Consider the following 23,795-nt stretch of genomic DNA (forward strand, 5'->3'; position numbering starts at 1 on the left):
AAAATTGCAATAAAAATATTGAAATTAGCTCTTGAAAAATAGTGTTTTATTAATTATAGGATAACAGATGAAGTTTAGAAAAAAAAGAGACTAGCAATCGCTGGTCTCTTTACTACCTTTTGGAGTTCCTTTTTATGTTTTTATTTTGTTTTAGCTGCTAACTCTTTCAAAGCATCCGTAAGCTGACCGTTCAAGGTGCCTAATGCGTTTTTATCCAACGGGCTTGCTTGTGAGCCGGCAATTGTAGGGTCAAGATATTTTTCAACTTTGGCGTAAAGGTCTTTGTTATCTTTTTTCACATCATCTTCAAATGTTTTCCATTGATCTTCTAATGACGGTCCCACTTCTTTTACCTTTGCTTCGTCCCCGCTTTTAATCGCTTTTGATAATTGTCCGGTTGTATCCAGCATTTTATTAACACCATCAGATACTTTGCTATTGGTTGATCCACATCCTGCTAAAACTAATACACTACCAAGAATGATGGCTAAAACGATTGAGGTTAACTTTTTCATTATTAGATTCCAACTTTCTATTTTAATTATTGTTTGCTGCAATAAGTCTTTTGCTTTTTAATTTCTTTGATAAAATTACAATGATAGCACCAAGAACAAGAATGACTTGAGGTATCGCGCTTTCCCATGAAGGATAAAGAGCAAAGAATTCGATGCTTGGTACACTCTCAGCATGCGTCGTCGGCAGAAGTCCGGCTAATTGTAAGCTGTGAATTCCCATGCCTGTAAACTTTAAGCATAGATAAAACACTATTATACTAGATACCAAAAAGAATGGACGCAACGGTAATTTCAAGCCAACAAATACCATCAGGTAGGCTATAATACCAAGGAGCCCCGCTCCAATTAGAAAACCTATTAAAAGAGTCGATAGCTTGATTTGACTCGCCATACCGATATAAAATAGTACGGTTTCTGTTCCTTCACGAAATACCGCTAGAAAGGCAAGAACACCCAGTGAAACAAGCTTCCCAGTTGTTAATGCAGTTTGGCTTTTTTCACGAATATAGCGATTCCAGTCGGCTATATTGGATTGACTATGCAGCCAATAGCTCATATACAATAGCATAACTGCCGCAAATACTCCCGTCCAACCGCCAATAAGAAAATTGTTATTTCCAAATGCGCCGGAAGAAATCACAAACTTAACGATTATAGCAAGAATGATACTGACTCCCAAACCTCCTAGAACACCAGACCAAATCCAGCCTTTTCCTCTTCCCTCTCCAGACTTTTTCACAAAAGACATAAGGGCAATGACGACAAGCAATGCTTCCAGGCCTTCACGAATGAGGATCATCGCTGCATCCCAATAAGTATATTGCGATTTGTTAGCTAATGGGGTAAGGTATTTTACCATGCTATCAATCGTTTCAGCTGCTTGCTTATAATTTGGCGGATTTGCAGCAAGCATGGCTTGGATCGTAACCAAATCTCTTTCAGAGTCACTGTAAACGGAAGCAGACTGTGCAACCACTACACCTTCGACACTTAACCAGCTGCTACTTGCCTTCTTAATATCTGTAAGAGCTTGTGTTTGTTTTTGATTATTTACTTCCTTTTTCGTTTGTTGGAGTAGGAGAATAAAATCATCTAAAGAAATATCTTCTTTCTTAAATCCTGCATCTTTTGGGTATCCTCCATTTGCCACTTTTTCATTTACTGCTTTTAGACCCTGCAAGGCCTGTAAAACCTGGTCTTGCTTTTTTAAGGTTAAAGCATAAACTACTTTTCCCATATTCGCTTCAATATCTTGGTAGGCCATTGCTGAATCAGCCTTTATACTTGATTCGATCTCTAACCAGGTTTTATTAAATTGATCATAAGCCTTCTGTGCTTCGGAAAGGTTCCCTTTCGAAGCAAAGTCAATTGCTTGATCAATCGAAACCTCAGCCTTCTTTATATCTTCACCGGATGTTCCGGCTGCTAATACAGGATTATGTAATCCAAATCCTAAAAGTAATACAAGGATTGATATTTTAATTAATAAATTTTTGCCCATAAGCTCCCCCTTGATGATACCTTTAGTATTCAATCTAATTGATAACGAATTTCAATATCATCTACATCTATTATTCTATTTCTAATGATAATGATTGTCAATTAGTAATTTTATTTAATTGTTACATAAATATGAACTTTTTTATTAAAAATTGAAAAAAGCACCAAAAAAGGTCCGGTGATTTACCGGACCTTCTGCTTGTCTATATGAATGATTTCCTTTATATCCGTCCAATGTAATATTCGCGGGATAGTCAAATGCCGATTATAGGATTGATCCTTAACAAATATCTTTAATGATTCGTTTAAGAGAGTATTTAGTACTTCGGGTTTATCATCGAAATAATAATCGAGTTTTAATTTTTTTATAATTTGAATCTTTTCATGATCTTGCATTCCGTAGAAAAATCTTTCATCTTGGACGGGAAATCCCTGCTCCTTTAACCAATCCTTTGTCCGTTCCCCATGTTCCTTTGGCCTTGCAGTTATATAGTAAATTTCATGCCCTTGTTTAGCTAATTCCTGCAGCGTTTCAACAGCATTTGGAAAAGGAGGGCAGGAGGTATAATAGATTTCTTCTAATGAGCTATTCCACATTTCTTTCCCTTGTTCGTCTGATAATCCGAACGGTTCATGGATTTCTACTTTTTGCAAGGCATGAAAAGCATCAAGTTCGATGTTTTTGCCTAATTTCTTATTATAAATATGAAAAGCATGTTCCCGCAGATTGATTAAAGTGTCATCTATATCGAAACCGAATTTCATCTTAAAATCCCTCATTTTTGTAGGTCGGATACCCAATAAATTTAAAATCCCTGCCTATTTTGATAATCTCAGCATCCGAAAGCTCTACCGCATCCCGCATTTTATCGAACCCTGTCCCCTCAAGGAAGGTTGGGGCATGCTGGCCGCCGATTAATTTTGGAGCAATGTAGAGGACTACTTTATCAATTAATTGATTTTCTAAGAACGACGCATTAATAGCGCCCCCTCCTTCAATTAATACCGAAGAGATAAGCTTTTCACCTAATATATGTACAACTTCTTTTGGATTGACGTGCTTCGAACCATTGGTTTGAAAAACGGTAATTCCTCGTTCCTCTAATTTTTTTCGTTTTTCATGATCATGTTGTTCCGTTGTAAATATCCACGTTTCAGCCAGGTTATCGGTAACGACCTTATAATCTAAAGGTATTTTTAAGGTTGAATCTAATATAACCCGAATGGGGTTCCTTCCATTTGGGATACGGGCGGTTAGCTCCGGATTGTCTTTCATAACCGTGTTAACTCCGACAAGAATCGCCATATTTTCATTTCTTAGATGATGGACATCCTTCCTCGCCTCTTCTGAGGTGATCCATTTGCTGTCTGAAGAATGGGTGGCAATTTTACCATCTAAAGTGATGCCTGATTTTAAGGTTACAAATGGCTGTTTCTGAACAATAAATTTGTTAAATACTTCATTCATCTTTTGGGATTCTTCTTGACGGACGCCGATAATGACTTCAATCCCGGCATCCTTTAGAATGTTGACACCATTTCCTGAAACAACCGGGTTAGGATCAAGAGTGGCGATCACTACTCTCTTGATCCCCGCCTCGACAATCGCTACGGCACAAGGTCCTGTTCTTCCATGATGGGAACAAGGCTCCAGTGTAACATAAATAGTCCCGCCTTTTGCTTTTTCACCGGCCATTCTTAATGCATGAATCTCAGCATGCGGTTCACCCGCTTTCAAGTGTGCACCTATCCCGACAACAAGGTTATCATTCACAATAACCGAGCCTACCAACGGATTCGGATCTGTCTGCCCTTTCATGGCTTGGGCATTTTTTAAGGCCAAATCCATATAAAATTCATGATTAGTCATTTGTGCATGTCCCCTCATCCTTCAAATGACCGGAACGATTAATTTTTGTCTGTAGGTATTTTTCGTTATACTCGGAAACATCTCCCCATAATGGTTGCCTCCCGGAAACCGGCAAGCCGGAGCTTTTTAAGGCTTCTAATTTTTTCGGATTGTTGGTCATAAGGGTTACCGGTTTCGACCGTAATGCTTTTAGAACTTGAATCGCATCACTATAATTCCTGGAATCATCAACAAAACCGAGACCTTGATTCGCCTCAACGGTATCAAAACCATTTTCCTGAAGGATGTAGGCCATTGCCTTGCTAAATAATCCGATTCCTCGCCCTTCATGGTTAGCTAAATAAAATAACGCCCCTGTGCCATGTTCAACAATCATTTTCATCGATTGTTTTAATTGGAAACCGCAATCACATCGTTTACTGCCAAATATATCACCTGTATGACAGATTGAATGCATTCTAATAATGGCATCATCTGCATATTCAAAGTCTCCATATACTAAGACGCTTGATTGTTGAAATTCCGCTAAATTAACCGAGGATAATTTATCAATGATCCTTTCAAAATCCTCGGTAACTTCATTACAATTCAACCAGCAATACCATTGAAAGATAACCGTTTCCCCGTAAAGATTAACAGGGAGCCTGATAGGCCCCACTAAATAAATAGCCCCTTTTTCTGTTTTTATTAATTTAATTTTATCTTCTAATAAAGGTAGAACTTTTGAATCCAATTTGGTTTGTGTCACACCAATTCCTCCTTTTTATTTAGTGTTTGGAATGTTGTATTATTTCATGTAATTGTATCAATAGATAAAGAAATTGTCAGAAGCAATGCTTAGAATCTTTTTTGCTATTCGTTGCTCCCATCAATAGTGGGAAGAATTAATACTACCTCTGTGCCGGTGCCTTCAGTACTTGTAATTTTTATTTTCCCTTTATGCAATTTCATAATACTTTTAGCAATATACAGACCTAAACCGGAGCCTCCCGTTTCCCTGCTCCTTGCCTTATCCACACGGTAAAACCGTTCAAAAATATTTTCTATTTCTCCCTGGGGAATTCCAATACCATAATCTTTAACTCGAACAACTATATGTTGTTTATCCTTTTCTAAATAAACATCAATTTTGTCATTACTATATTTCATCGCATTATCTAACAAGATGATAATGACCTGCTTGATTTTTAATTCATCGCCATGAATTTTGATAGGATATTCTTTAAAATGTAAGGTTATATCTCTTCTATATACTTCTTTAAATTGTTTTAATATGCTTTGGCATAAAGAGATTAAATCTAACTCCTTACTATCCAAAACATGGTCTTTTTCTAAGGCGGCTAAGTCTAAAAAGGTCTCGGTCATTTTTTGGATTCTGGTTGCCTCTGAATGGATGGCCTGGATTGCTTCTTCAGCCATTTCTTTATTTTCTAACCCATGCCTTCTTAAAAAGTTTGCATAACTCTTAATGACAGTTAAGGGCGTTTTTAATTCATGTGAGGCATCAGAAACAAACTGTTTTTGTTTTTCGATATTTTCTTGAAGCCTGCCAATCATTCGATTAAACGTTCTTGCCATGGTTTGGAGTTCATCTTTTGTCTTAGTTTGAATGGTGATGGTTTTCGGAACACCGCTCTTTTCAATTTCCTCCATGGTTTTAATCATATTAGCTATCGGTCTCATGATCATATTAGCTAACCATCTTCCGCCAAGTAAGGAAAGCAAGGCAGCCAAAAGGGTACTAAAAATTAAAATTCCCCGAAGAGTTTCTTTTCTTGTTTCAAGCCCTATTAACCTCTCACTAATTTCCAAACTCCCTTTGCCATTATGAATCGGAACACGAACAATCAGCACTTCCTCTTCCCCGTGTTCTGCCATAATCAAACGGGTTTGGGCCTGTTTTATTTTCGTGTATTTTCCTTTGATTTTTTTGGAGAGTAACAAGTCGTTCGTCACTTGATGAAGAACCTTGTTTTTTGGATCTACAATTCTGATATAGGAATGTTCGGTTAAATAATCTTTTAATTCTCCCTGAATGCTACTAAAAGATTGTTTTTTACCGATGTCTTTTACTATCTCTTCTGCTTTTTGAAACTGGATATCTTCTTCCATATTCACCGTCGTTTTCATAAATAAAATGAATACCACGAAATTTATGAGGACCATGATACAAAGCATCCAAGCAGTCGTTAATAGATTAATTTTTGTGGTAATCCTCATCTGTTTTCTCCTTAATGGTAAAACCAACCCCTCTAACGGTGGTAATGAGTTGGGTAGAAAAGCCTTCATCCATTTTTTTCCGAAGATGTCTGATAAAAACATCAATTACGTTGGTTTCACCTTCATAATCATATCCCCAAACATTTAGGACAATGTTCTCACGTGTAACCACTTTATTTTTATTGACTACTAAATAAACCAGAAAGTCGTATTCCTTCGGTGTTAACGAAATCGATTTTCCAGCCCTTTTCACTTCTCTCGCATCCGTGTCGATCGTTAGGTCCTCAACAGTCAAAACAGAATCAGCTTCTTTTGATCCAATTTTAGGATGATTACGAATACAGACTCGAATTCGGGCTAATAATTCTTCGATTTCAAAAGGCTTTGTTACATAGTCATTGGCTCCATGATCCAATCCCGCTACCTTATCTAATGTTGTATTTCGAGCCGTTAGTAAAATAACAGGGGTATTCCAGTTTTCCTTTCTAAATCTCCTTAATACCTCGATTCCGCTTAAACCCGGCAACATGACATCTAATAAAATTAAGTCAATTTCGGAGTGTAAGGCAGTTTCTAACCCTGCTTTTCCATTGTGTTCGACTGATACTTGATAACCCTCATACTCCAATTCCATTTTTAGGACACGGGCAATTTGCGTTTCATCCTCGATTACTAAAATATGTGTGTTCATTTACATTCCCCCTTTCTAAAGCATTTTCAACTTAATGCTTTCCAAAACAAGCCGGAGCATTTCAAACAATAAGAAGTTAAAAAATATCCAGACACCACCATAAACATATCCGCCAACCAGATCACTAGGAAATACATTGGTAGAAGCAATGGTTGCAATCGCAGAACCGATTAATATAATCAATCCAATTAAAGGGACAAAGATATGGATAAAATTCCTTTTGGCATGACGGACAAGTAAAAACACACATGTCCCATAGAAAATCATTAAAATAGTTCCATCTGCATCGGGGAAATTCGCAGACTGAAATTTCCCTACGAAACCAATTGATTGTAGATAGGACAATGCATCCATGATTGATTCATGAAAAGGTGCCGCTCCCAGTAACGAAACTGCCAAAAGAATATACTCTAACATCCTGTTCCTTCCCGTTCTCCATATACGAATAATCGTAAACACGACAATGGCACCAAGTGCTGTTGAAGATTGAAATACTAAAAAACCATTCATCCATTCCATATAGACGACGGATTTTATGATATATTCAGTAATTTCATTAAACTGAGTAAACTCATTATATAAATAGTCTTGACCCATTCCCAGCATCAAGATCACCATACCAATTAAAACTACAGTGAGGAAAATAAGAAATATTTCAGTTGCTCTTATGGTTTTTAGTCGCTGAATTAACCGTTCTACTAAACGAATGAAAAAGTTCTTAATTTGAGGTTTATAAAACCGATAGGCCAAAAAACCTGCTAACAATACAACAAAAACAATAATAAAAATAATAAAATATTTACTCGCTGCTTGATGGAAAGCCTCCCAGCGAGGTCCCAATACTTTTCCTAGCGTAATAAAACAAAATCCCCATAAAAATGAACCTGTAAAAGCAGGAATAATAAATTTTCGAAACGGCATTCTGGAAATCCCCGAAATATATCCAGTGAAATGCCTAATCCCTGGAATAAAATAAGCAAAGACCAACAATTTGCTGCCTGAACGTTCAAACCAAACGGCTATTTTTTTATATCTTTCTGGTCCAAGGTGGATATATTTCCCGTATTTTTCGATAAGTTTATATCCTCCTGCCTTCCCAATCCAATACGTTACCGTAATACCTGCTCCGCCTGATAACAAGACTGTCACAAGTGCCAAAATGTAATTCATTTTCCCCTGGAATACAAAATACCCCGCGTAGCTCATTAAAACTTCACCCGAAATAGGAAGAGCCATGAGTTCTAGGAAAATTCCAATAAATAAGATTAGATAACTGTGTTGTTCAAATAAAGCTATTAAATGTGACATATAAATGCCTCCAAAATTTCTAAACAAAAATACACCTAAAGGTAGGTCCTTCTAAAATGTAGCACGGTTTTTGTTTTTATTTTTCATCTTAATGAATTATTAATCTTTTATTCAGGGTACGTACAGGTTCGTTCTATATACTTAGGTTGCCTCGTTTTGAATGACAGTATTATTTTAATATGAGTGCCAGCAAATTGAGTTAAAAATGACAATTCAGGATAGAAAATGGGGCTACCATTTGAAAATGCTTTAATTATAATAGGGACTGTTGTGATTAATGATTTTGACAGTTCTAGCCCCGGAAGAAACATAATAAATAAACAGTGAGAAATGAGGGGTTTGAATGAATTACAAATTATTTCAAGCTATCAATCAAAATGCAGGGCATCATCCCTTTTTAGATGGATTAATGGTTTTCGTTACCCAAAATGCATTGATTGTTTATGCGATAGTTTTACTACTAATGTGGTTCGTCGGAAAAGAGAAATATAAATATACTGTTGTATTTGCTGCCATCACAGGTGCTTTAGGATTGTTTATTAACTTGGTCATTGGTCATATTTACTATGAGCCTCGTCCATTTGTAACACATAAAGTACATCTATTGATTCAACATGCAAAAGATGCTTCTTTTCCAAGTGACCATACAACAGGAGCATTTTCTTTAGCTCTTGCCGTACTATTACGTCACCGTAAAATTGGTTTTGGAATGCTCTTATTTGCTATATTGACAGGTATCTCACGTGTTTATGTAGGACACCATTATCCTTTTGATGTACTTGGCAGCATTGTTGTAGGGTTATTGGTAAGTACAATTGTTTATAATGCTAGATCATTATTGCAACCAATTCCTCGTACAATAATTAATATTTACAATCAAATTCCACTTGTCCCAAAAAATGGACAAAGTTTATCAAAATAAAAGACTTATTATGACAAAACACCGACATCACGTCGGTGTTTGTTTTTTTCTTATCGCAAGTTTAAGATATACAGAATAAAACAGCAGCCCCCTTTGCAGGAGATTGCTGTTTTCATGTTAAATCGTACCATCAGGCTGCAAGGAACAAGCAAAGGTACCTTTTTCTATTTGAATCGTTGCATGTTCAATCCCAAATTGGTCATGCAATTCCCTGGTCAATTTTTGAAGCAGCTCATCGTTATTTTCTATTTCCGAACGAATTAAATGGACGGTTAAAGCTGCTTCTGTTGTGCTCATTCCCCAAACATGCAAATCATGCACTTCCAAAACCGTTGGTATATTTCTTAAATAGTTCTTGATTTTCCTAATGTCAATTCCTTCCGGTACAGCGTCCAGAGATAAATTAATTGATTCCTTTAATAAACCCCATGTACCGAAGAGAATGACAATCGAAATCACAAGACTTACTAATGGGTCGAGCCATTGCCATCCGGTCCAAATAATAACAAAACCGGCGACGACTACACCTAAAGAAACGACTGCATCTGCTGCCATATGCATAAAAGCTCCGCGAATATTAAGGTCATTTTTCCTCCCGGACATAAACAGTAACGCTGTCAGGGTATTAATTACAATTCCGATGAGAGCAACAATGATAACCGTTTTCCCTGCAACCGGCTGCGGGTCAGAAAACCGTTGTATTGCTTCCAACGCAATCGCACCAATTGCAACAAGCAAGAAAACGGCGTTGAATAACGCGGAGAGAATCGAACTTCTTTTGTATCCATATGTCCGTTTCTCCGACGGAGCTTTTTTCCCAAGCCAAACCGCAATCCAGGCAATAACTAAACCAAGCACGTCACTTACGTTATGTCCTGCGTCAGCAAGTAACGATAATGAATCTCCTAAGAAACCGTATATTATTTCAACAATAATATAGATTGTGTTTAAAATAATTCCAAAGCCAAAGGCAAATCCATAATTGGCCGGACTGTGACTATGCCCATGATGGTGATGGTGATGATGTGACACGCTTAAAAATCCCCCCCTTAATAAGAGCTCTCTTAGGATTCGCAAATAAAAGACAGGTTTTCGCAAATAAATCGTTTAGATGCGCAAATAAACTAGAGCATTTTGCAAATAACCGGTCTTGGTAACTGTAGGATATGTTGAAAAGCTAAAATGTTTGCGAAAACTGCCCTTTTTTTTAGAAACATCCGTGAAAGGTCGAAAAATTAATCCTTCACCCTCAACAACCTTAATCCGTTTAAGGTAACCAGCAAGGTCGTGCCCATATCCGCAAAAATCGCAATCCACAATGTCAGCCAGCCAGGAACAACTAGTAATAGCGCCAATAGCTTAACTACAATCGAAAAAGTGATATTTTGCTTAATAATTTGTAATGTTTTACGGCTTAGCTTAATCGTAAAAGGAAGCTTCGTAAGGTCGTCATTCATTAAGGCTATATCAGCTGTTTCCAGCGCGGTATCAGTACCTGCACCGCCCATGGCAATTCCGACAGTAGCTGATGCCAGCGCCGGAGCATCATTGACCCCGTCACCTACCATTGCTACCCTGCCAAACTGTTCCTTTAATTTCTTGATTGCCTCCAGCTTTTCCTCCGGCAGCAGCTCCGCTTCGAGGCTTTTCACGCCGACATTCCGGCCAATCGCGTGAGCGGTTGCCTGATTGTCACCTGTCAGGAGAATCGTTTGCTTAATTCCGAGGTGATGAAGTCGCTCCACCACACCCTTGCTGCTTTCCCTTACTTCGTCTGCAACGGCGATGAGTGCCAGGATTTCTTTTTCAGTACCAGCTATCATGACTGTTTTTCCCTGATTTTGCAGCTCGAAGATTTGCTCAGTAATTTTTTCAGGAATGAATTCAAACAACTTCAGATTTCCGATGCGAAATTCCGTTCCGTCAATCGTTCCGGTTAAGCCTTTTCCGGTGATTGAAGTAAATTGTTCAATCGCATAATCAAGTGAAAGTCCGTTTGCTTTTTTTATAATTGCAGAAGAAAGCGGGTGTTGTGACCTGCTTTCGAGGGCAGCAATCATCGCGAGTAGTTCACTGGGTTCCTTTTTACCAAAATGAATGAAATCTGTTACGATAGGAATCCCTTTTGTTAACGTACCGGTTTTATCAAAGGCAATGGCCTTTAATGCCCCGGCTTCTTCTAAAAAGCTGCCGCCTTTAATGAGAACGCCGTTCCTTGCGGCATTGCCGATGGCAGTTACGATTGATACCGGGGTTGATATGACCAGCGCGCATGGACAGCCGACGACTAGCACGGCAAGTCCTTGGTAGATCCACTCTTTCCAGCTTGCAGCAAAGACCATCGGCGGGACTAAAGCAACTAAAGCGGCTATCGCCATGATCACAGGTGTATAGTACTTTGCAAAACGGTCGACAAACCGTTGAGAAGGGGCTTTTTCTCCTTGCGCTTCTTCAACCAAATGGACAATTTTTGCTATCGTTGTATCCTCGGAATGTTTAGTTACTTTTACCTTTAAAAATCCTTCTTGATTTAATGTTCCGGCATACACTTCGTCATCGATGACTTTTTCAACGGGAACCGATTCGCCGGTGATCGCCGCTTGGTTGATAGCAGACGCCCCTTCGACAATGACACCATCCATGGCAATCATTTGTCCGGGTTTAATCAACATGATGTCGCCGATTTCTATATCCTCGGCTTTTAGTGTAAGTTCTTTCCCATTTCTAACGACAACGGCTTCGCTTGGAGCCATTTCCATCAAGGTCCGAATCGATGCCCGTGCTTTGTCCATCGAATAGCTCTCAAGCACTTCACTGATGGCAAACAGAATGACTACCACGGCGCCTTCACGCCACTCACCAATAATGGCAGCCCCGATAATCGCAATCGTCATCAGCGTTTTCATATCGAAATTAAGCCGCAGCAAATTTTTGATGCCTGTTTTAAAAAGCGAGAATCCGCCTAATAAAATCGCTGCTGCAAAAAGAATGTTTTCAGAAAATAGATAGCCAAGTAACAGGAACAATAATGATTGGCCTAGGAGCGAATAACGTTTCCAAAACGGTTCTTTCGGAATGGACTGCCGTTTTTCTTTTTCAGGGTATAGAATTAATTTTTCAAATGCACCGGCTTCCTCCAACTCCTCTATGGTAGCTGTCCCATAGACTGTTAGTTTTGATGCGCCAAAATTTACACTTGCGTCAACAACACCATCCAGGTGTTTTACGTTCTTTTCGAACGTTTGGGCGCAGCTGCTTCAGGAAAAGCCTTGAACGCGATATACTTGTTTTTCAGTTGTTTCATTCACGGTCCGACACCTCCTCCTGATGCTTGATGGCAATGTGGATTAATTGTTTTACATGGTTGTCATCAAGGGAATAATAAACAAGCTTGCCTTCTTTACGGAATTTTGCAAGGCCGAGACTTTTTAAATGACGCAAATGATGGGAAGCCGTAGCCGTTGTCGCCCTGACAATGTTGGCCACATCGCATACGCATAGCTCGTCTTCAAGCGTGAGCGCATAAGCAATTTTCATTCGCGTCTCATCGGACAATGCTTTAAAAATCGTCGTTACTTCAAGGATATTCCTTTTTTCAAGCTGCTGTTGTACCCGGGCGGTTTTCTCTTTATCAACACAGGTAATCTCGCAAATATCGTGCTCATTCAAGATTGTCACCTTCTAACATTCAAATGTTTGTTTGAATATATCATATTCAAATAGTGGTTTGAATGTCAATTGTTTTGGAAAGGATGCTGAAAAACAGACCTAAATTCCTCAGATTATGAAAACCGCGGCCAAGGTATCAGCCGCGGTTTTTGTTTCATTTTTAGTTTTTAAACACGATGCATCATTGGTAATGAAAATAAATATATGTTTACAATTGCAAGTAAAACCATTAAGGCATAATAAGGCGCTAATGTTTTGAACGGGCCTTTATTACCAATTCGATAAGCGGTATAAATCGATCCGATCGTTCCTAACACAACAATGATGTACTGCAGCGTCCGAACCGTTGATGCAGATGCGAAAGCAAGGTCACCTCTTGTCACATGAGCACCAAATAAAGCTGCGCTGTTATACCAGATTGCTTTTCCTTCGGTTATGATATGGAATAAGTTGTGTGCAAGATGGCCCGCTAAATCCAATGGAATAATTGCATAACCGAAACGAATAAAGCTTTTCTTTACCTTTTCAACCGAACCTCCGGTTAAAGTTGCGATTTTTGCCGTTCCCAATAATAGTCCAACCGGAATGGCCATAGCAATAATAAAGGCAACAGTAAAGTTTACATTGTAATTATCAGATCCGGTAACCGAACCAATTGCTTTTAAAATATCCTGCCAGATGGCTACCATTGTAATGTTCTGGACAAAAACAATTCCCATGATGACCGCTGCTAAAAAGGTATGTTCAATCACGGGTCTTTTGACTCCCCATAATTCGGAGGTAGGTACCCGTGGTGAGATACGGATCGAATTATTTGGACATGATTTCACACAATTGCCGCATAAGTTACAATCAGCTGCAGTATCCATGGTGCGAACAAATTGAAACATTGGACAACCTTCTGCTTGGTCGCTCCCTTTAAAGCAGGATTGTGATTTACACGTCTTACAAATTTCCGGAGTACCGCGAAGTTCTAATGACCCTGAGCGGGAATAGTTACCTGATAATCCCCCTAGAAAACATAAAGTCTTGCAAAATGTTCTTCTTTCGTAGAAGACAGACGTTCCGACCACCATTGTCACAAGTAAAAGAAGTAAGTAACCTGAGCCTCTTGGGGATTCAACTATCCCCCAAATATGATCACTATACGTAATGGCAATAAAGAAAAGGTCAATGATCCAAAGCCCGTATTTTCTTAAAAACTTGGGCATAGGCCGATTACTGCCTATCGTTTTCCGAACCATGTCACTTACCTTACCAAATGGACAGATTGTACACCAAAATCGTCCAATTGCCAGAAAAAAGATTGGGATTAGCGGCCACCATAAAACCCAGGTTAGTGATGTTCCAACATTACGGGTTGGGTCAACGGTACCGGCTACCAATTCATAGACAATAACGGAAAAGACAATAAGGACAATCCATTGGAAAATTCCCGGATACCATTTGCTTTGAATAAACTTTTTGATGATTGGAATTGATAGAAGATTAATCGGTTTCTTTCCTTCCACGACATTTTTATTTGGAATTGCCATCAGAATCATCCTTTCTTCTAAACCATTTATTCCAAACACCGATGATAATAAAGGAAGAATTAACTGCACCATAGCTTCCCAAAACCTTAATGTTTGCAGGCGTTTCCTTCACCTGTGCTTCGGAGTGGCTGTGTCCGCTCATGTCCATTCCTGCCATGCTGTCGTCCTTTTTCGATCCACTCATATCCATGTTTTTGCCTTTGCCGCTCATGTCCATTCCTTCTATGTTATGTTCGGATTGACTTGAGGAGGCTGGCATTTTTTTATCCCCTTCATGGGCCAAAGCCATTCTTCCTCCGGAAAAAACAATAACAAGGAAAATCATTAACAACAATTTCGCCTTCAAAACATTCACCTCATTCCCAAATTGTTTAAAGTAAGATAAGAGCTTAACCTTTTTAAACTTTAATAAAAAAGTGTGCAGAAACTTTGAGTTTTTTTTGTACAAAATTTGTCTTTTACAATCGGTAACGGAAATGATATATATCAGAATAAAACGCAAAAAAAACAACGAGCAATTCGTTGTTTTTCCGTTTCTTTTTATAGAGACCAATATTATTTGGCTCAAAAAACTGTACTTTCAATCACTTTAAATCAACTAGTTTAATAGAAGCATTTTAGCAGAAAAAAGTGCAGAAATTGTGGAGATTGGTGTACATCCAGATGCTTTGTTAAAAAACTTTTACAAATTATTGGATTCCCATCGTTTTTCAATCTTCAGGAATCTCCAAAGACAAAATGAAATAGCCCATGACAATATGAATAACAGAACTAATACATACCCCAACCAGCCAAAATCCAATCCTTGAATCCATCTTCCAAAACTGTTTTCTAAACCAATTTTTTTAGAGAGAGCTTGAATTAATTCAATCATACCGATTAATAATGCGGCCGATACGGATATGGCTGTAACTGTCAAATTATAGTAAACCTTTCGTAGTGGAGTAGAAAACGCCCAGCGATACGCGCTCACCATGAAAATTCCATCTGCGGTATCCAGCAAACTCATTCCTGCTGCAAACAAGATCGGTAAAGAGACTATCCCTAAAAACGGAATCGTATTTTGGGCTGCGGTCGCTGAAATGGCTAATAAAGCAACCTCGCTTGCTGTATCAAATCCTAAGCCAAATAAAAAACCCAAGGGGTAAATATGCCAGCTTTTATTAACAAATTTATATAAAGGCCCCATGAATCGCCCCATTAACCCCCGTGAATGAAGGAGCTGCTCCATTTGATCTTTATCATATGTACCATAACGCATCTGATGAAATATTTTAAACAGATCCTTCAATATGACAAGATTTAGGATCCCTATCAACAGCAAAAAGGTCCCAGATACAATCGTCCCGATAAGCCCGCCAACTTCTTGGAGCTGAGGAAGTTCAGCTTTCGCCCATTGAACGGAAATCGCCGTAACGATTGCCATTAGAAAAACGACACTTGAGTGACCTAGAGAGAAGAAAAAGCCTACACCTGCCGGATTTTTTTCTTGCTGCACCAATTTGCGGACGGTGTTATCAATGGCTGCAATATGATCCGCATCAAACGCATGCCGCAAGCCTAAGGTATAGGCGACAAAAGCCATACCTAATAGAGCCGGACTTTCCCTCCAGCCGATAACAAGAAAACCTGTTCCAATGAGGTGTAAAACCCCTACTATTATGGCATAAGGTAACCATGATCTTTTTCCAAAAGGGGCCTTCGTCATTAGTCTCCCTCCTTTTTATAATGCTTTATCTTTAAACAAATTATTTTTATTGTACCACATTGATTTTGATTGAGAGAGCACTTCCAAGGAATGTAACAAATTTTCTAATTTTAACTAATTCCTGTAAAGAATAACTCTCGTGTTCTGAAACATAATAATTGTGGTTATTGTGACCAAAACATGAGGAGGAATAAAATATGATGCAAAATCAACAAAATCCAATGCACCAAAATATGCATACAGGGAATGTACCGCAGCAAATGAATCATGGCGGCCATGAAGTATTTGATGTTCATGAGGTCCTTTCAGGGTCAATTGGGGCCATGGACCAATATCTAATGCTTCGTCAGCATGTCAAAGACCCGGAACTAATGGATATTCTTGATCGCCAATATCGTTTTATGCAGGACGAATACAACATAACCGTAGAATGTTTCAAAACAGGGCAGGATCCTTCAAAACCAACTCAAAGCTATAAAATGAATCAAGGGAATGACTTTGTGTATGGTTTAACCCCATCACAGCCTAAAAAACCGGCTCAATCAGTATCTGAGTTTACTGATGCATGTATCTCCGGCATGATGCTTGGTTGTGTAAAATCCGGTGCCTCTATGAAGACAATGGCCGCAATGGAAGTAACTAATCCGGTTGTTCGCCGTGTACTCGCTGATTCCGTACCAAATTGCATTGAAATGGCTTATGAACTCTCCATTTATCAAAATAAACACCATTACTATCAGGTACCGCAGCTAGCCCAGCAGGATATGCAGCAGCTATTAAATGCGTACGCCCCTGCACAAGTTCAAATGCAAATGCCGAATAACAATATGCTCTCTTAATAAAAAATGCTATCCTTTTTCGTTTGAGAAAGGATAGCGCTACATCGATTTTTGCTTTGAATTTGTGTTGTCCTGTTTAGGTTCGTTTAAACACGATCGAATAGATTTAACTAACTTTCTCGAAGCTGGAGAAATGGTTATTTTATAATATAATTACGGTTATTTAAGATTTCCATTCCTGATAATTATGATTCATTTCCGTAGATTTACAGCTTACACGATCTTCTCATCATACTTCCGCTCATCCTGAACAAAGAGGATACCAAGTTCATGATGATCCCCCTCGAATAAGGCCCGTTGGACAAATCGTACTTCACCATTGGTATCCAGAACATCGAGCTTGCAATGAGCGCGGTTTTTTTGGAGCGCTTCATAAAAGGTTTTTTCATCCCGAACCGCCAAACCATTCGCTTTTGAAATCAGTTCTCCTACCTGCAAACCCATTTTACTGGCGGGAGACGCCGGGATAATTCCGAGGATCATTAAGCCATTATTTTTCCTGGAAAAATAAAAGGGAAGATTATCATCCCCTATCCGCTGCATCAGTGTGATCAATTCACGGCCAATGACAGCGAAAGCTGCTACCCCGATGGAAACAAGCGGATACCAGTAGCCTGCAACAGAAAGAAGGGCTGTGAAAATCCCAAGAAAAAGCACCCGTCTGCCCAAGAGCTGGATTGATTCTTTTGGAAGCTTCCCTTGTACCTGCTGCTGAAAACCAATCGCAAAAGGAACAAGAATAAGCGAGTACTTATGTGCACCTAAATGAAAAGCCGGCCACCATGCGAACGGGAGGTGTAGGGCATCACCCGGAATCAGAAGTAACAACGGCAGCATCCATAGGCGTTTGACCTCATGGGCGCCGACGTTCCGGCCGCGTTTGCCTTTTACTAGTTTAGGTGATGTACCAATACTCGCATTTTTAAGAATCATGAACCCTTCAGCCATTAGCAGTAGTGCCAAAATGACGACAACTGACGGGTAAACCTTCTCCCCAATGGAATGAAACGCTGTTGAAAAAAACGGGACAGCCCAATTATGATCAGCAATGATAATTAAAGTAAAAAATGCCGCACCTACTGTGTATACCGGCGATAATAGTCGAATATTTGTCGTAAAGCTCCACAAAAAGGTAAAGGCGGCAATGAGCAGAATTGCAGCAAATGGAACGGCAATACCTGCAGCAATTGCGATAATCGATAGTACTATAGCTGGAAAAATTCCCACGGGTATCAGCTGCCGGAGCTCAAAATAGGCATCATACGCCCGAACATGAAAATGATTCCGCTCCCGTTTTACCCTTGAAACGCCTAAAATTCCTGCAAGGAAAAAGAGATAGTAAAATACTGGATGAAGGAGAAACTTTCCAATCCCTTTCAACAGTTCTACAAGCCATATCTGCACCATTTCCTGCCACCTGCCTCTATTATAGTTTCTATTCAATAGTTGATTCTAAAAGTCTCTTAAAGATTATTTTACCAAAATGGAGAGATAAAACCTATTGCTAGTTTCTTGAAAAACAAAAAACAGACCTAAAGTTTCAATTTCTTTTTAAAATCTGGTGCTGAAATTTCTCTAAGTCTGAAGGATTCGGCAGATTTTTGTGTGATCTCCACGAATTTTGGCCATAATTTTGCGGACAGTACTACTATTTCCGCGGAAATTCTCGCTAATTCCGCAAGAAACACCAATTATTTTGCTACAGGAAGAAATCCCCATTAACAATAAAAAAAACAGTGGCCGAAGCCCCTGCAATAGTTAGTTTGCTACCAACCTTAAAGCGGTTTGCAGTTGAAGATCATTTTTCTCATTTTTCATTTCCTTTACCGCAGCCTCTTCTAATTTACCCGCTGTTTCCGAATCTATTTTTCCAGTTACATCTATTCCATTATGCTGCTGGAATCCTTTTACAGCAACTGCTGTTTCCGCACTGAAGTAACCATCTGTACGACCGGGAGCAAAGCCCAATCCTGCTAAAATTTCTTGGGCGTTTTTGACCAGCTCGCTGTTCATATCCTGCTTTAACGGCTCTGTAACTTGTAACGGATGGGTATCAAAGATCGCCGGCTGTTTAATTGCTACATCAGGTTTAATACCCTTTTTATGAATCCAATTTCCATTTGGTGTAAGCCATTTAAACAGTGTTAATTTAATATTGCTGCCGTCACCCATCGGTACTGCCTGTTGAACGGTTCCTTTTCCGAATGTGGTTTCCCCGACAAGCTCGTAGCCCGCTGCCTCCTGTAAAGAGCCTGCTAAAATTTCCGAAGCAGAAGCACTTCCTTTGTTAATAAGTACGACGACCGGATAATCCTTTTTCTTGGAGAGGGTTGAGAAGTACCTGGTTTTTTCACCATTCCGCTGTTCAATTTGAACAATCGGCTTATCTTTTGGTACAAATTCTTTTAAAATTTCTTCAACGCTGGATAAAAGCCCCCCGGGATTTCCGCGGACATCGATAATCAAGCCTTTAATTTGATCGTTTTCCAACGAACTTAATTCCTTTTTAAAATCTGCCGCCGTGTTTTGTGAAAAGGAGGTTAACTCAATATAGCCGATCTTTTTCCCATCCTGTTTCTTAATCGAACCATGGACGGTTTCAAGCGGTATTTCATCCCTCGTGACAGCGATGGTGAGCGGCTCTTTTAAACTCTTTCGCGCGATTTCCAGATTTACCTTTGTACCTTTTTTACCGCGGATCTTTAATGTTGCTTTATTAAGGTCAAGTCCTTCGACACTTTCACCATTTACCTTTAATATTTGATCGTTCGGCTTCAAACCCGCTTTTTCTGCGGGAGAATTTTTGAAAGGGGAAACAATGACAATTTTTCCATCCACCATCCCAACCTCTGCGCCAATCCCTTCAAACGAGGATTCCAGCGTTTGAGTAAATTGTTTCGCTGTATCCTTATCCATGTAGACGGAGTATGGATCCTTTAATACGGAAAGCATCCCTTGAATGGCACCCTCAACTAGCTTTTGACGGTCCACTTTTTCAACATAACGGTTTAAAATAAGCTCATATGCCTGATCCACTTTTTCCAGATTCGCTGAATCCATCTGATCGGCTTTCGTTGCTTTATCCTTTTGCATTACTGCTTGATTCAAGTTAGTGTTATTTGCCTCGAGCCACTGCATGCCGGCATAGGTTCCTCCGGCACCAGTAAGAAGTGATCCCGTCATCAGCAGGGCAATCCATTTTCGATTCATCCCGAACCTCCTCAAGTTCATATTATAAAAGTGCCTGTCCTTAAAAAAACGCACCTCTTTCATACCCGGTTATTAACATATATGTAAGGATGGGACGAGTTATGAATGATCGATGAAGGAATCGCAAATACTAAAAAAAGGAAGAAGCTTAGCTTCTTCCTTTTCCAATTCTATTTTATAGCGGCACAATCCCCATTGGATTAATGGCACTATGATATTTCCATGGTCCATTGTAAAGTTCAAAGTGCAAATGCTGACCTGTTGCTTCACCGGTACTGCCCATAATTCCGACTTGCTGCCCTTTAGATACAACTTGTCCTTCTGATACCATACGTACCTGCATATGGGCATAAACAGTTGTGTAAATATGACCATTAATCGAGTGCGTAATGTAGACGACGTTTCCATAACTTTGTGAATAGTGGGAAACCGCTACTACTCCATCAGCTGCTGCTACAATCGGTACATTGGCACCAGGGTTGGCGATGTCAACACCGTAGTGGAATTCTCCCCAACGTGGGCCGTAGGTTGAACTGATTGGACCGACTGCAGGTCTCATGAAGGAACCTCCCGTTACCGGCGGTGCAGCCGAAGACGCGGAAGATCCTCCGCCTGAAGAGCCCTTAGATTGTGAAGCCTGAGCAGCTGCTTGTTGTCTTGCCAATTCTGCTTGACGCTGTTGCTCCATTTGGATCGCTTTTTGGATGGAGGCTTCCTGAGAAGCAAGAACTTGATTTTGCTCCTCCATATTCATAACATCTTCCTGCACATGCTGTTCCTGTGCTTGCAATGAACCTAGCAATTTATCTTTTTCAGCTCGTTGGCCATTTAATTGCTGATTCATATTTTGTAATTCTTTTAGCATTGATTGCAGGCTGGAAAGCTCTTTTTCGACCTGAGCTTGTTTTGTTTCAAGCTCCTTTTTATCAGCGTCAGCTTGCTTTAATATCTCCTGGTCCGCTTCCATTATGGTAGACACGGCATTGGCGCGGTCAATAAAATCACTAAAGCTTTGCGAACCCATTAATACTTCAAGATAATTGACCATCCCGCCTGTTTCTTGATAATTGCGGGCACGTTCCTTCAAAAGATCATTTCGCTTCTTTATCCGCTCCTGGATGACTTTAATATCAGACTGGAGCTTAGCAATTTGAGCCTTTGTATCGTCCACCTTCGCTTGTTTTTCCCTTATTTTAGTATTGGTATCACCGATTGCTAAATCAATCCGCTTCATCTCTGTCTTTACATCGACCTGCTGTCCCTGCAGACTATCAATCTTTTGTTTTGCCTGATTGATAGTTGAATTTACACTTGAACGCTGATTGTGAATTTTATCTTGTTGGTCCTTCAGGCTTGAGAGGGAAGCTGCTTCCGTTTTAAAAGAAACACCTCCGAAAACAGTCCCTATTCCAACGATAGTTGAGACAGCAAGTGTAATAATAGGTTTTTTCATGTCCGATTTCTCCTTACCAATTTCATCTCTATGTATGTAAAGGCAATCGTTCCCCCAAAAATTTTCTAATCTATTACAATCAGGAAGGGCAAATATACTGCCCCCCCTGAAAATGTCTATACTCTTAAAAACTTCCTTACTGACATGACGCTACCCCAAACTCCAATCAAAGCTCCCATTAAAATAAGCAGCCCGGAGACCTGATAAACAAAGGGAGTATACGGTAAAATCTGCATGAAGTTGCCTGCCAGTTTTGGTGCAATGTAATCATATGCCTTGTAATAGGCAATCGAAATAAGGATGATTGGTAAAATAGAACCCAAAATTCCAAGCCATAGCCCTTCTAAGAAGAACGGCCAGCGAATAAAGGTATTCGTAGCACCTACCAATCTCATAATCTTAATTTCTCTTCGTCTGGCAATAATCGTAATTTTGATTGTATTCGAGATTAAGAAAATGGCGGTGAAAAATAAACCAATGATTAAGACAATACCCACGTTACGGCTGGCATTGATAAAACTAAATAGTTTTTCAACACTGCCCTGACCGTATTTAACCTTTGCGACATAATTCATTTTTTCAATTTTCTTTGCGGCCTTCATCGTATCTGTTGGATTTTTCGTTTTTACGATAAATACATCGTTCAATGGATTGTCCTGTTCAAAAAGCTTAAAGGCCTTACCTTCCTCACCAAGACTCTTAACTAAATCTTTCAATTCCTGTTCTTTTGATGAGAACTTAATACTCTTCACTTCAGGAACCTTTGCAATTTCACTTTGTAATTTTTGCTGATCCTGTTTGTTTGCAGCAACATCGATGTGAACGCGGATTTGCACGTCCTCTTCAATGGTTTGTGCCACTTTATTGAGATTCATCATAATTACGAAAAAGACACCGACTAAAATCAACGTAACTGTTACGGCACTTACGGATGCAAATGTCATCCAGCCGTTTCTTCCAATGCTCTTAAAGCTCTCGCGGGCGTGACGGCCAATTGTTCTAACTTTCATAACCGTATTCACCTTTCTGCTCATCGCGGACTATTTTTCCACTCTCAATAGCGATTACGCGATGCTGGATTGTATTAACGATTTCCCTGTTATGTGTTGCCATCACAACAGTGGTTCCTCTGGTATTAATTTCTTCAAAAATGTTCATGATTTCCCATGATGTCTCAGGATCAAGGTTTCCTGTCGGCTCATCGGCTATCACTACTTTTGGCGAATTAACGATTGAGCGGGCAATTGAAACACGCTGCTGCTCACCGCCGGAAAGTTCTGTTGGAAGCATTCTCGCCTTATGCTTTAAATTCACCAGGTCCAGCACTTCCATAACCCGTTTTTTAATAAACTTTGGCTGCGCTTCGATAACCTCTAAAGCAAAGGCAACATTTTCATAAACGGTTAAGGTTGGCAAAAGCTTGAAGTCCTGAAAGACTACGCCTAGATTGCGGCGGAAAATCGGAACTTTTTTCATCTTTAATTTTGCTAAATTCACACCATTCATCATAATCGTCCCTGAAGAAGGAACTTCCTCACGGTACATCATTTTAATGAATGTCGATTTTCCGGCACCGCTCGGACCTACCACATAAACAAATTCGCCCTGGTTGATTCGAACATCTATACCATTAATAGCGGATACGCCATTTGGGTACTTCTTATAAACTTCTTGCATTTCTATCATTCATATCACCTAATAGTAAAGTTGATTGTTGAATTAAGAAAATTCGACAATAACTTATTATTTTTTGAAAAAGAAAATCACCAAACAGACAAAATCTGCAACTATACGCATAGACTCATTATAACATCATAATTCGCTAAAAAAAGCGATAAAAATATTACAGTTTCTTTTCAAATCCTACAAATGTTTACAGAAAATTTTACAATTCCCTTTTTAACGTTCGACAATTTTCGATTTTAATTTACAAAATAAAAACGTTCTGCAACAATATACAGAACGTTTTTTGGAATGAAATTTTTACTTTTTAGCTGCGAGCCAAGTAGCAATAGCGTCAGCATCGGAACCCGAAATTAAACCTGCCGGCATTCCACCCTGTTTACCATTTTTAAGAATCCCTAAAATTTGGTCTTTAGAATACTTCGATCCTACTTTTTGTAAGTTAGGACCTACTTGACCTTGAAGATTATCTCCATGACAGCTAGCACAATGCTGGGAGAAAATCTTGGATGCGTCACCTGCTGATGCCGTGTTATTTGTGGTCGTTTTGGTTCCGGTGTCAGTGGATTTCTTTGACGTATCAGAACCGCCTCCGCAAGCAGCAAGCCCCATTACAAGGGTGGTTCCCATTAACAACGTAAGTAGCTTTTTCTTCATAGCTACTCCCCTTTC

Annotated in this window: 22 protein-coding genes; 2 read left to right on the plus strand and 20 right to left on the minus strand. The window is 39.4% G+C overall.

Annotated elements, in window-relative coordinates; genetic code table 11:
* Nucleotides 1-140: 140 nt before the first annotated feature.
* From J2S10_RS10860 to J2S10_RS10895, 8 genes are all read right to left on the minus strand, one after another.
* Complete coding sequence (locus J2S10_RS10860) at nucleotides 141-515, minus strand: hypothetical protein (RefSeq protein WP_307407501.1); 375 nt, start codon at nucleotides 513-515, stop codon at nucleotides 141-143.
* Nucleotides 516-537: 22 nt separating this feature from the next.
* Entirely contained in the window at nucleotides 538-2,016 is a 1,479-nt protein-coding gene (locus J2S10_RS10865; protein WP_307407503.1) for an FTR1 family iron permease, read from the minus strand.
* A gap of 182 nt (nucleotides 2,017-2,198) precedes the next feature.
* Complete coding sequence (locus J2S10_RS10870) at nucleotides 2,199-2,780, minus strand: 5' nucleotidase, NT5C type (protein WP_307407505.1); 582 nt, start codon at nucleotides 2,778-2,780, stop codon at nucleotides 2,199-2,201.
* Nucleotide 2,781: 1 nt separating this feature from the next.
* Nucleotides 2,782-3,885: a bifunctional diaminohydroxyphosphoribosylaminopyrimidine deaminase/5-amino-6-(5-phosphoribosylamino)uracil reductase RibD gene (ribD, locus tag J2S10_RS10875; protein ID WP_307407507.1), complete on the minus strand. Its 1,104-nt coding sequence runs from the start codon at nucleotides 3,883-3,885 to the stop codon at nucleotides 2,782-2,784.
* Complete coding sequence (locus J2S10_RS10880) at nucleotides 3,878-4,633, minus strand: GTP cyclohydrolase II (RefSeq protein ID WP_307407509.1); 756 nt, start codon at nucleotides 4,631-4,633, stop codon at nucleotides 3,878-3,880. The genes ribD and J2S10_RS10880 overlap by 8 nt, the downstream gene beginning before the upstream one ends.
* Before the next feature lie 104 nt (nucleotides 4,634-4,737).
* The gene (locus J2S10_RS10885; RefSeq protein WP_307407512.1) at nucleotides 4,738-6,105 is read right to left on the minus strand and encodes a sensor histidine kinase; all 1,368 of its coding nucleotides are present in this window, start codon (nucleotides 6,103-6,105) and stop codon (nucleotides 4,738-4,740) included.
* Nucleotides 6,083-6,796 carry a response regulator transcription factor gene (locus J2S10_RS10890; protein WP_307407515.1) on the minus strand — a complete coding sequence of 238 codons (714 nt, stop codon included), beginning with the start codon at nucleotides 6,794-6,796 and terminating at the stop codon, nucleotides 6,083-6,085. The genes J2S10_RS10885 and J2S10_RS10890 overlap by 23 nt, the downstream gene beginning before the upstream one ends.
* Nucleotides 6,797-6,811: 15 nt before the next feature.
* On the minus strand, nucleotides 6,812-8,104 hold the full coding sequence (locus J2S10_RS10895) for a VTT domain-containing protein (protein WP_307407517.1): 1,293 nt from the start codon (nucleotides 8,102-8,104) through the stop codon (nucleotides 6,812-6,814).
* A gap of 343 nt (nucleotides 8,105-8,447) precedes the next feature.
* Between J2S10_RS10895 and J2S10_RS10900 the strand changes: the two genes are divergently transcribed.
* Nucleotides 8,448-9,026: an undecaprenyl-diphosphatase gene (locus J2S10_RS10900; protein ID WP_307407519.1), complete on the plus strand. Its 579-nt coding sequence runs from the start codon at nucleotides 8,448-8,450 to the stop codon at nucleotides 9,024-9,026.
* Between the two features lie 117 nt (nucleotides 9,027-9,143).
* On the opposite strand, the gene J2S10_RS10905 is transcribed toward J2S10_RS10900, so the two are convergent.
* From J2S10_RS10905 to J2S10_RS10930, 6 genes are all read right to left on the minus strand, one after another.
* Nucleotides 9,144-10,058, minus strand: coding sequence for a cation diffusion facilitator family transporter (locus J2S10_RS10905; RefSeq protein WP_307407521.1), 915 nt, complete (start codon nucleotides 10,056-10,058; stop codon nucleotides 9,144-9,146).
* A 203-nt stretch (nucleotides 10,059-10,261) separates the two neighbouring features.
* Entirely contained in the window at nucleotides 10,262-12,334 is a 2,073-nt protein-coding gene (locus J2S10_RS10910) for a heavy metal translocating P-type ATPase (RefSeq protein WP_307407524.1), read from the minus strand.
* Nucleotides 12,327-12,695 (minus strand): ArsR/SmtB family transcription factor, encoded by a 369-nt coding sequence (locus J2S10_RS10915; protein WP_307407526.1) that lies wholly within the window; start codon nucleotides 12,693-12,695, stop codon nucleotides 12,327-12,329. The genes J2S10_RS10910 and J2S10_RS10915 overlap by 8 nt, the downstream gene beginning before the upstream one ends.
* A 167-nt stretch (nucleotides 12,696-12,862) precedes the next feature.
* Nucleotides 12,863-14,230 (minus strand): 4Fe-4S binding protein, encoded by a 1,368-nt coding sequence (locus J2S10_RS10920; RefSeq protein WP_307407528.1) that lies wholly within the window; start codon nucleotides 14,228-14,230, stop codon nucleotides 12,863-12,865.
* On the minus strand, nucleotides 14,214-14,576 hold the full coding sequence (locus J2S10_RS10925) for a hypothetical protein (RefSeq protein WP_307407531.1): 363 nt from the start codon (nucleotides 14,574-14,576) through the stop codon (nucleotides 14,214-14,216). The genes J2S10_RS10920 and J2S10_RS10925 overlap by 17 nt, the downstream gene beginning before the upstream one ends.
* Nucleotides 14,577-14,912: 336 nt before the next feature.
* On the minus strand, nucleotides 14,913-15,938 hold the full coding sequence (locus J2S10_RS10930) for a HoxN/HupN/NixA family nickel/cobalt transporter (RefSeq protein WP_307407533.1): 1,026 nt from the start codon (nucleotides 15,936-15,938) through the stop codon (nucleotides 14,913-14,915).
* A gap of 200 nt (nucleotides 15,939-16,138) precedes the next feature.
* Between J2S10_RS10930 and J2S10_RS10935 the strand changes: the two genes are divergently transcribed.
* On the plus strand, nucleotides 16,139-16,777 hold the full coding sequence (locus tag J2S10_RS10935; RefSeq protein WP_307408125.1) for a spore coat protein: 639 nt from the start codon (nucleotides 16,139-16,141) through the stop codon (nucleotides 16,775-16,777).
* 213 nt (nucleotides 16,778-16,990) lie between these two features.
* On the opposite strand, the gene J2S10_RS10940 is transcribed toward J2S10_RS10935, so the two are convergent.
* The 6 genes from J2S10_RS10940 to cccB all read right to left on the minus strand — a co-directional run bounded on the left by J2S10_RS10940 (nucleotide 16,991) and on the right by cccB (nucleotide 23,780).
* Nucleotides 16,991-18,184 carry a PDZ domain-containing protein gene (locus J2S10_RS10940; RefSeq protein ID WP_307407536.1) on the minus strand — a complete coding sequence of 398 codons (1,194 nt, stop codon included), beginning with the start codon at nucleotides 18,182-18,184 and terminating at the stop codon, nucleotides 16,991-16,993.
* 351 nt (nucleotides 18,185-18,535) lie between these two features.
* A complete protein-coding gene (locus J2S10_RS10945; RefSeq protein ID WP_307407538.1) occupies nucleotides 18,536-19,987 on the minus strand; it encodes a S41 family peptidase in 1,452 nt (483 codons plus the stop codon).
* Between the two features lie 175 nt (nucleotides 19,988-20,162).
* Nucleotides 20,163-21,440 (minus strand): murein hydrolase activator EnvC family protein, encoded by a 1,278-nt coding sequence (locus tag J2S10_RS10950; protein WP_307407540.1) that lies wholly within the window; start codon nucleotides 21,438-21,440, stop codon nucleotides 20,163-20,165.
* Nucleotides 21,441-21,556: 116 nt separating this feature from the next.
* Nucleotides 21,557-22,450: a permease-like cell division protein FtsX gene (ftsX, locus tag J2S10_RS10955; RefSeq protein WP_307407543.1), complete on the minus strand. Its 894-nt coding sequence runs from the start codon at nucleotides 22,448-22,450 to the stop codon at nucleotides 21,557-21,559.
* The gene (gene ftsE / locus J2S10_RS10960; RefSeq protein WP_307407545.1) at nucleotides 22,440-23,126 is read right to left on the minus strand and encodes a cell division ATP-binding protein FtsE; all 687 of its coding nucleotides are present in this window, start codon (nucleotides 23,124-23,126) and stop codon (nucleotides 22,440-22,442) included. The genes ftsX and ftsE overlap by 11 nt, the downstream gene beginning before the upstream one ends.
* Before the next feature lie 297 nt (nucleotides 23,127-23,423).
* The gene (gene cccB, locus J2S10_RS10965; protein ID WP_307407547.1) at nucleotides 23,424-23,780 is read right to left on the minus strand and encodes a cytochrome c551; all 357 of its coding nucleotides are present in this window, start codon (nucleotides 23,778-23,780) and stop codon (nucleotides 23,424-23,426) included.
* Nucleotides 23,781-23,795: the final 15 nt, after the last annotated feature.

The sequence above is a fragment of the Neobacillus ginsengisoli genome (genome assembly GCF_030813055.1).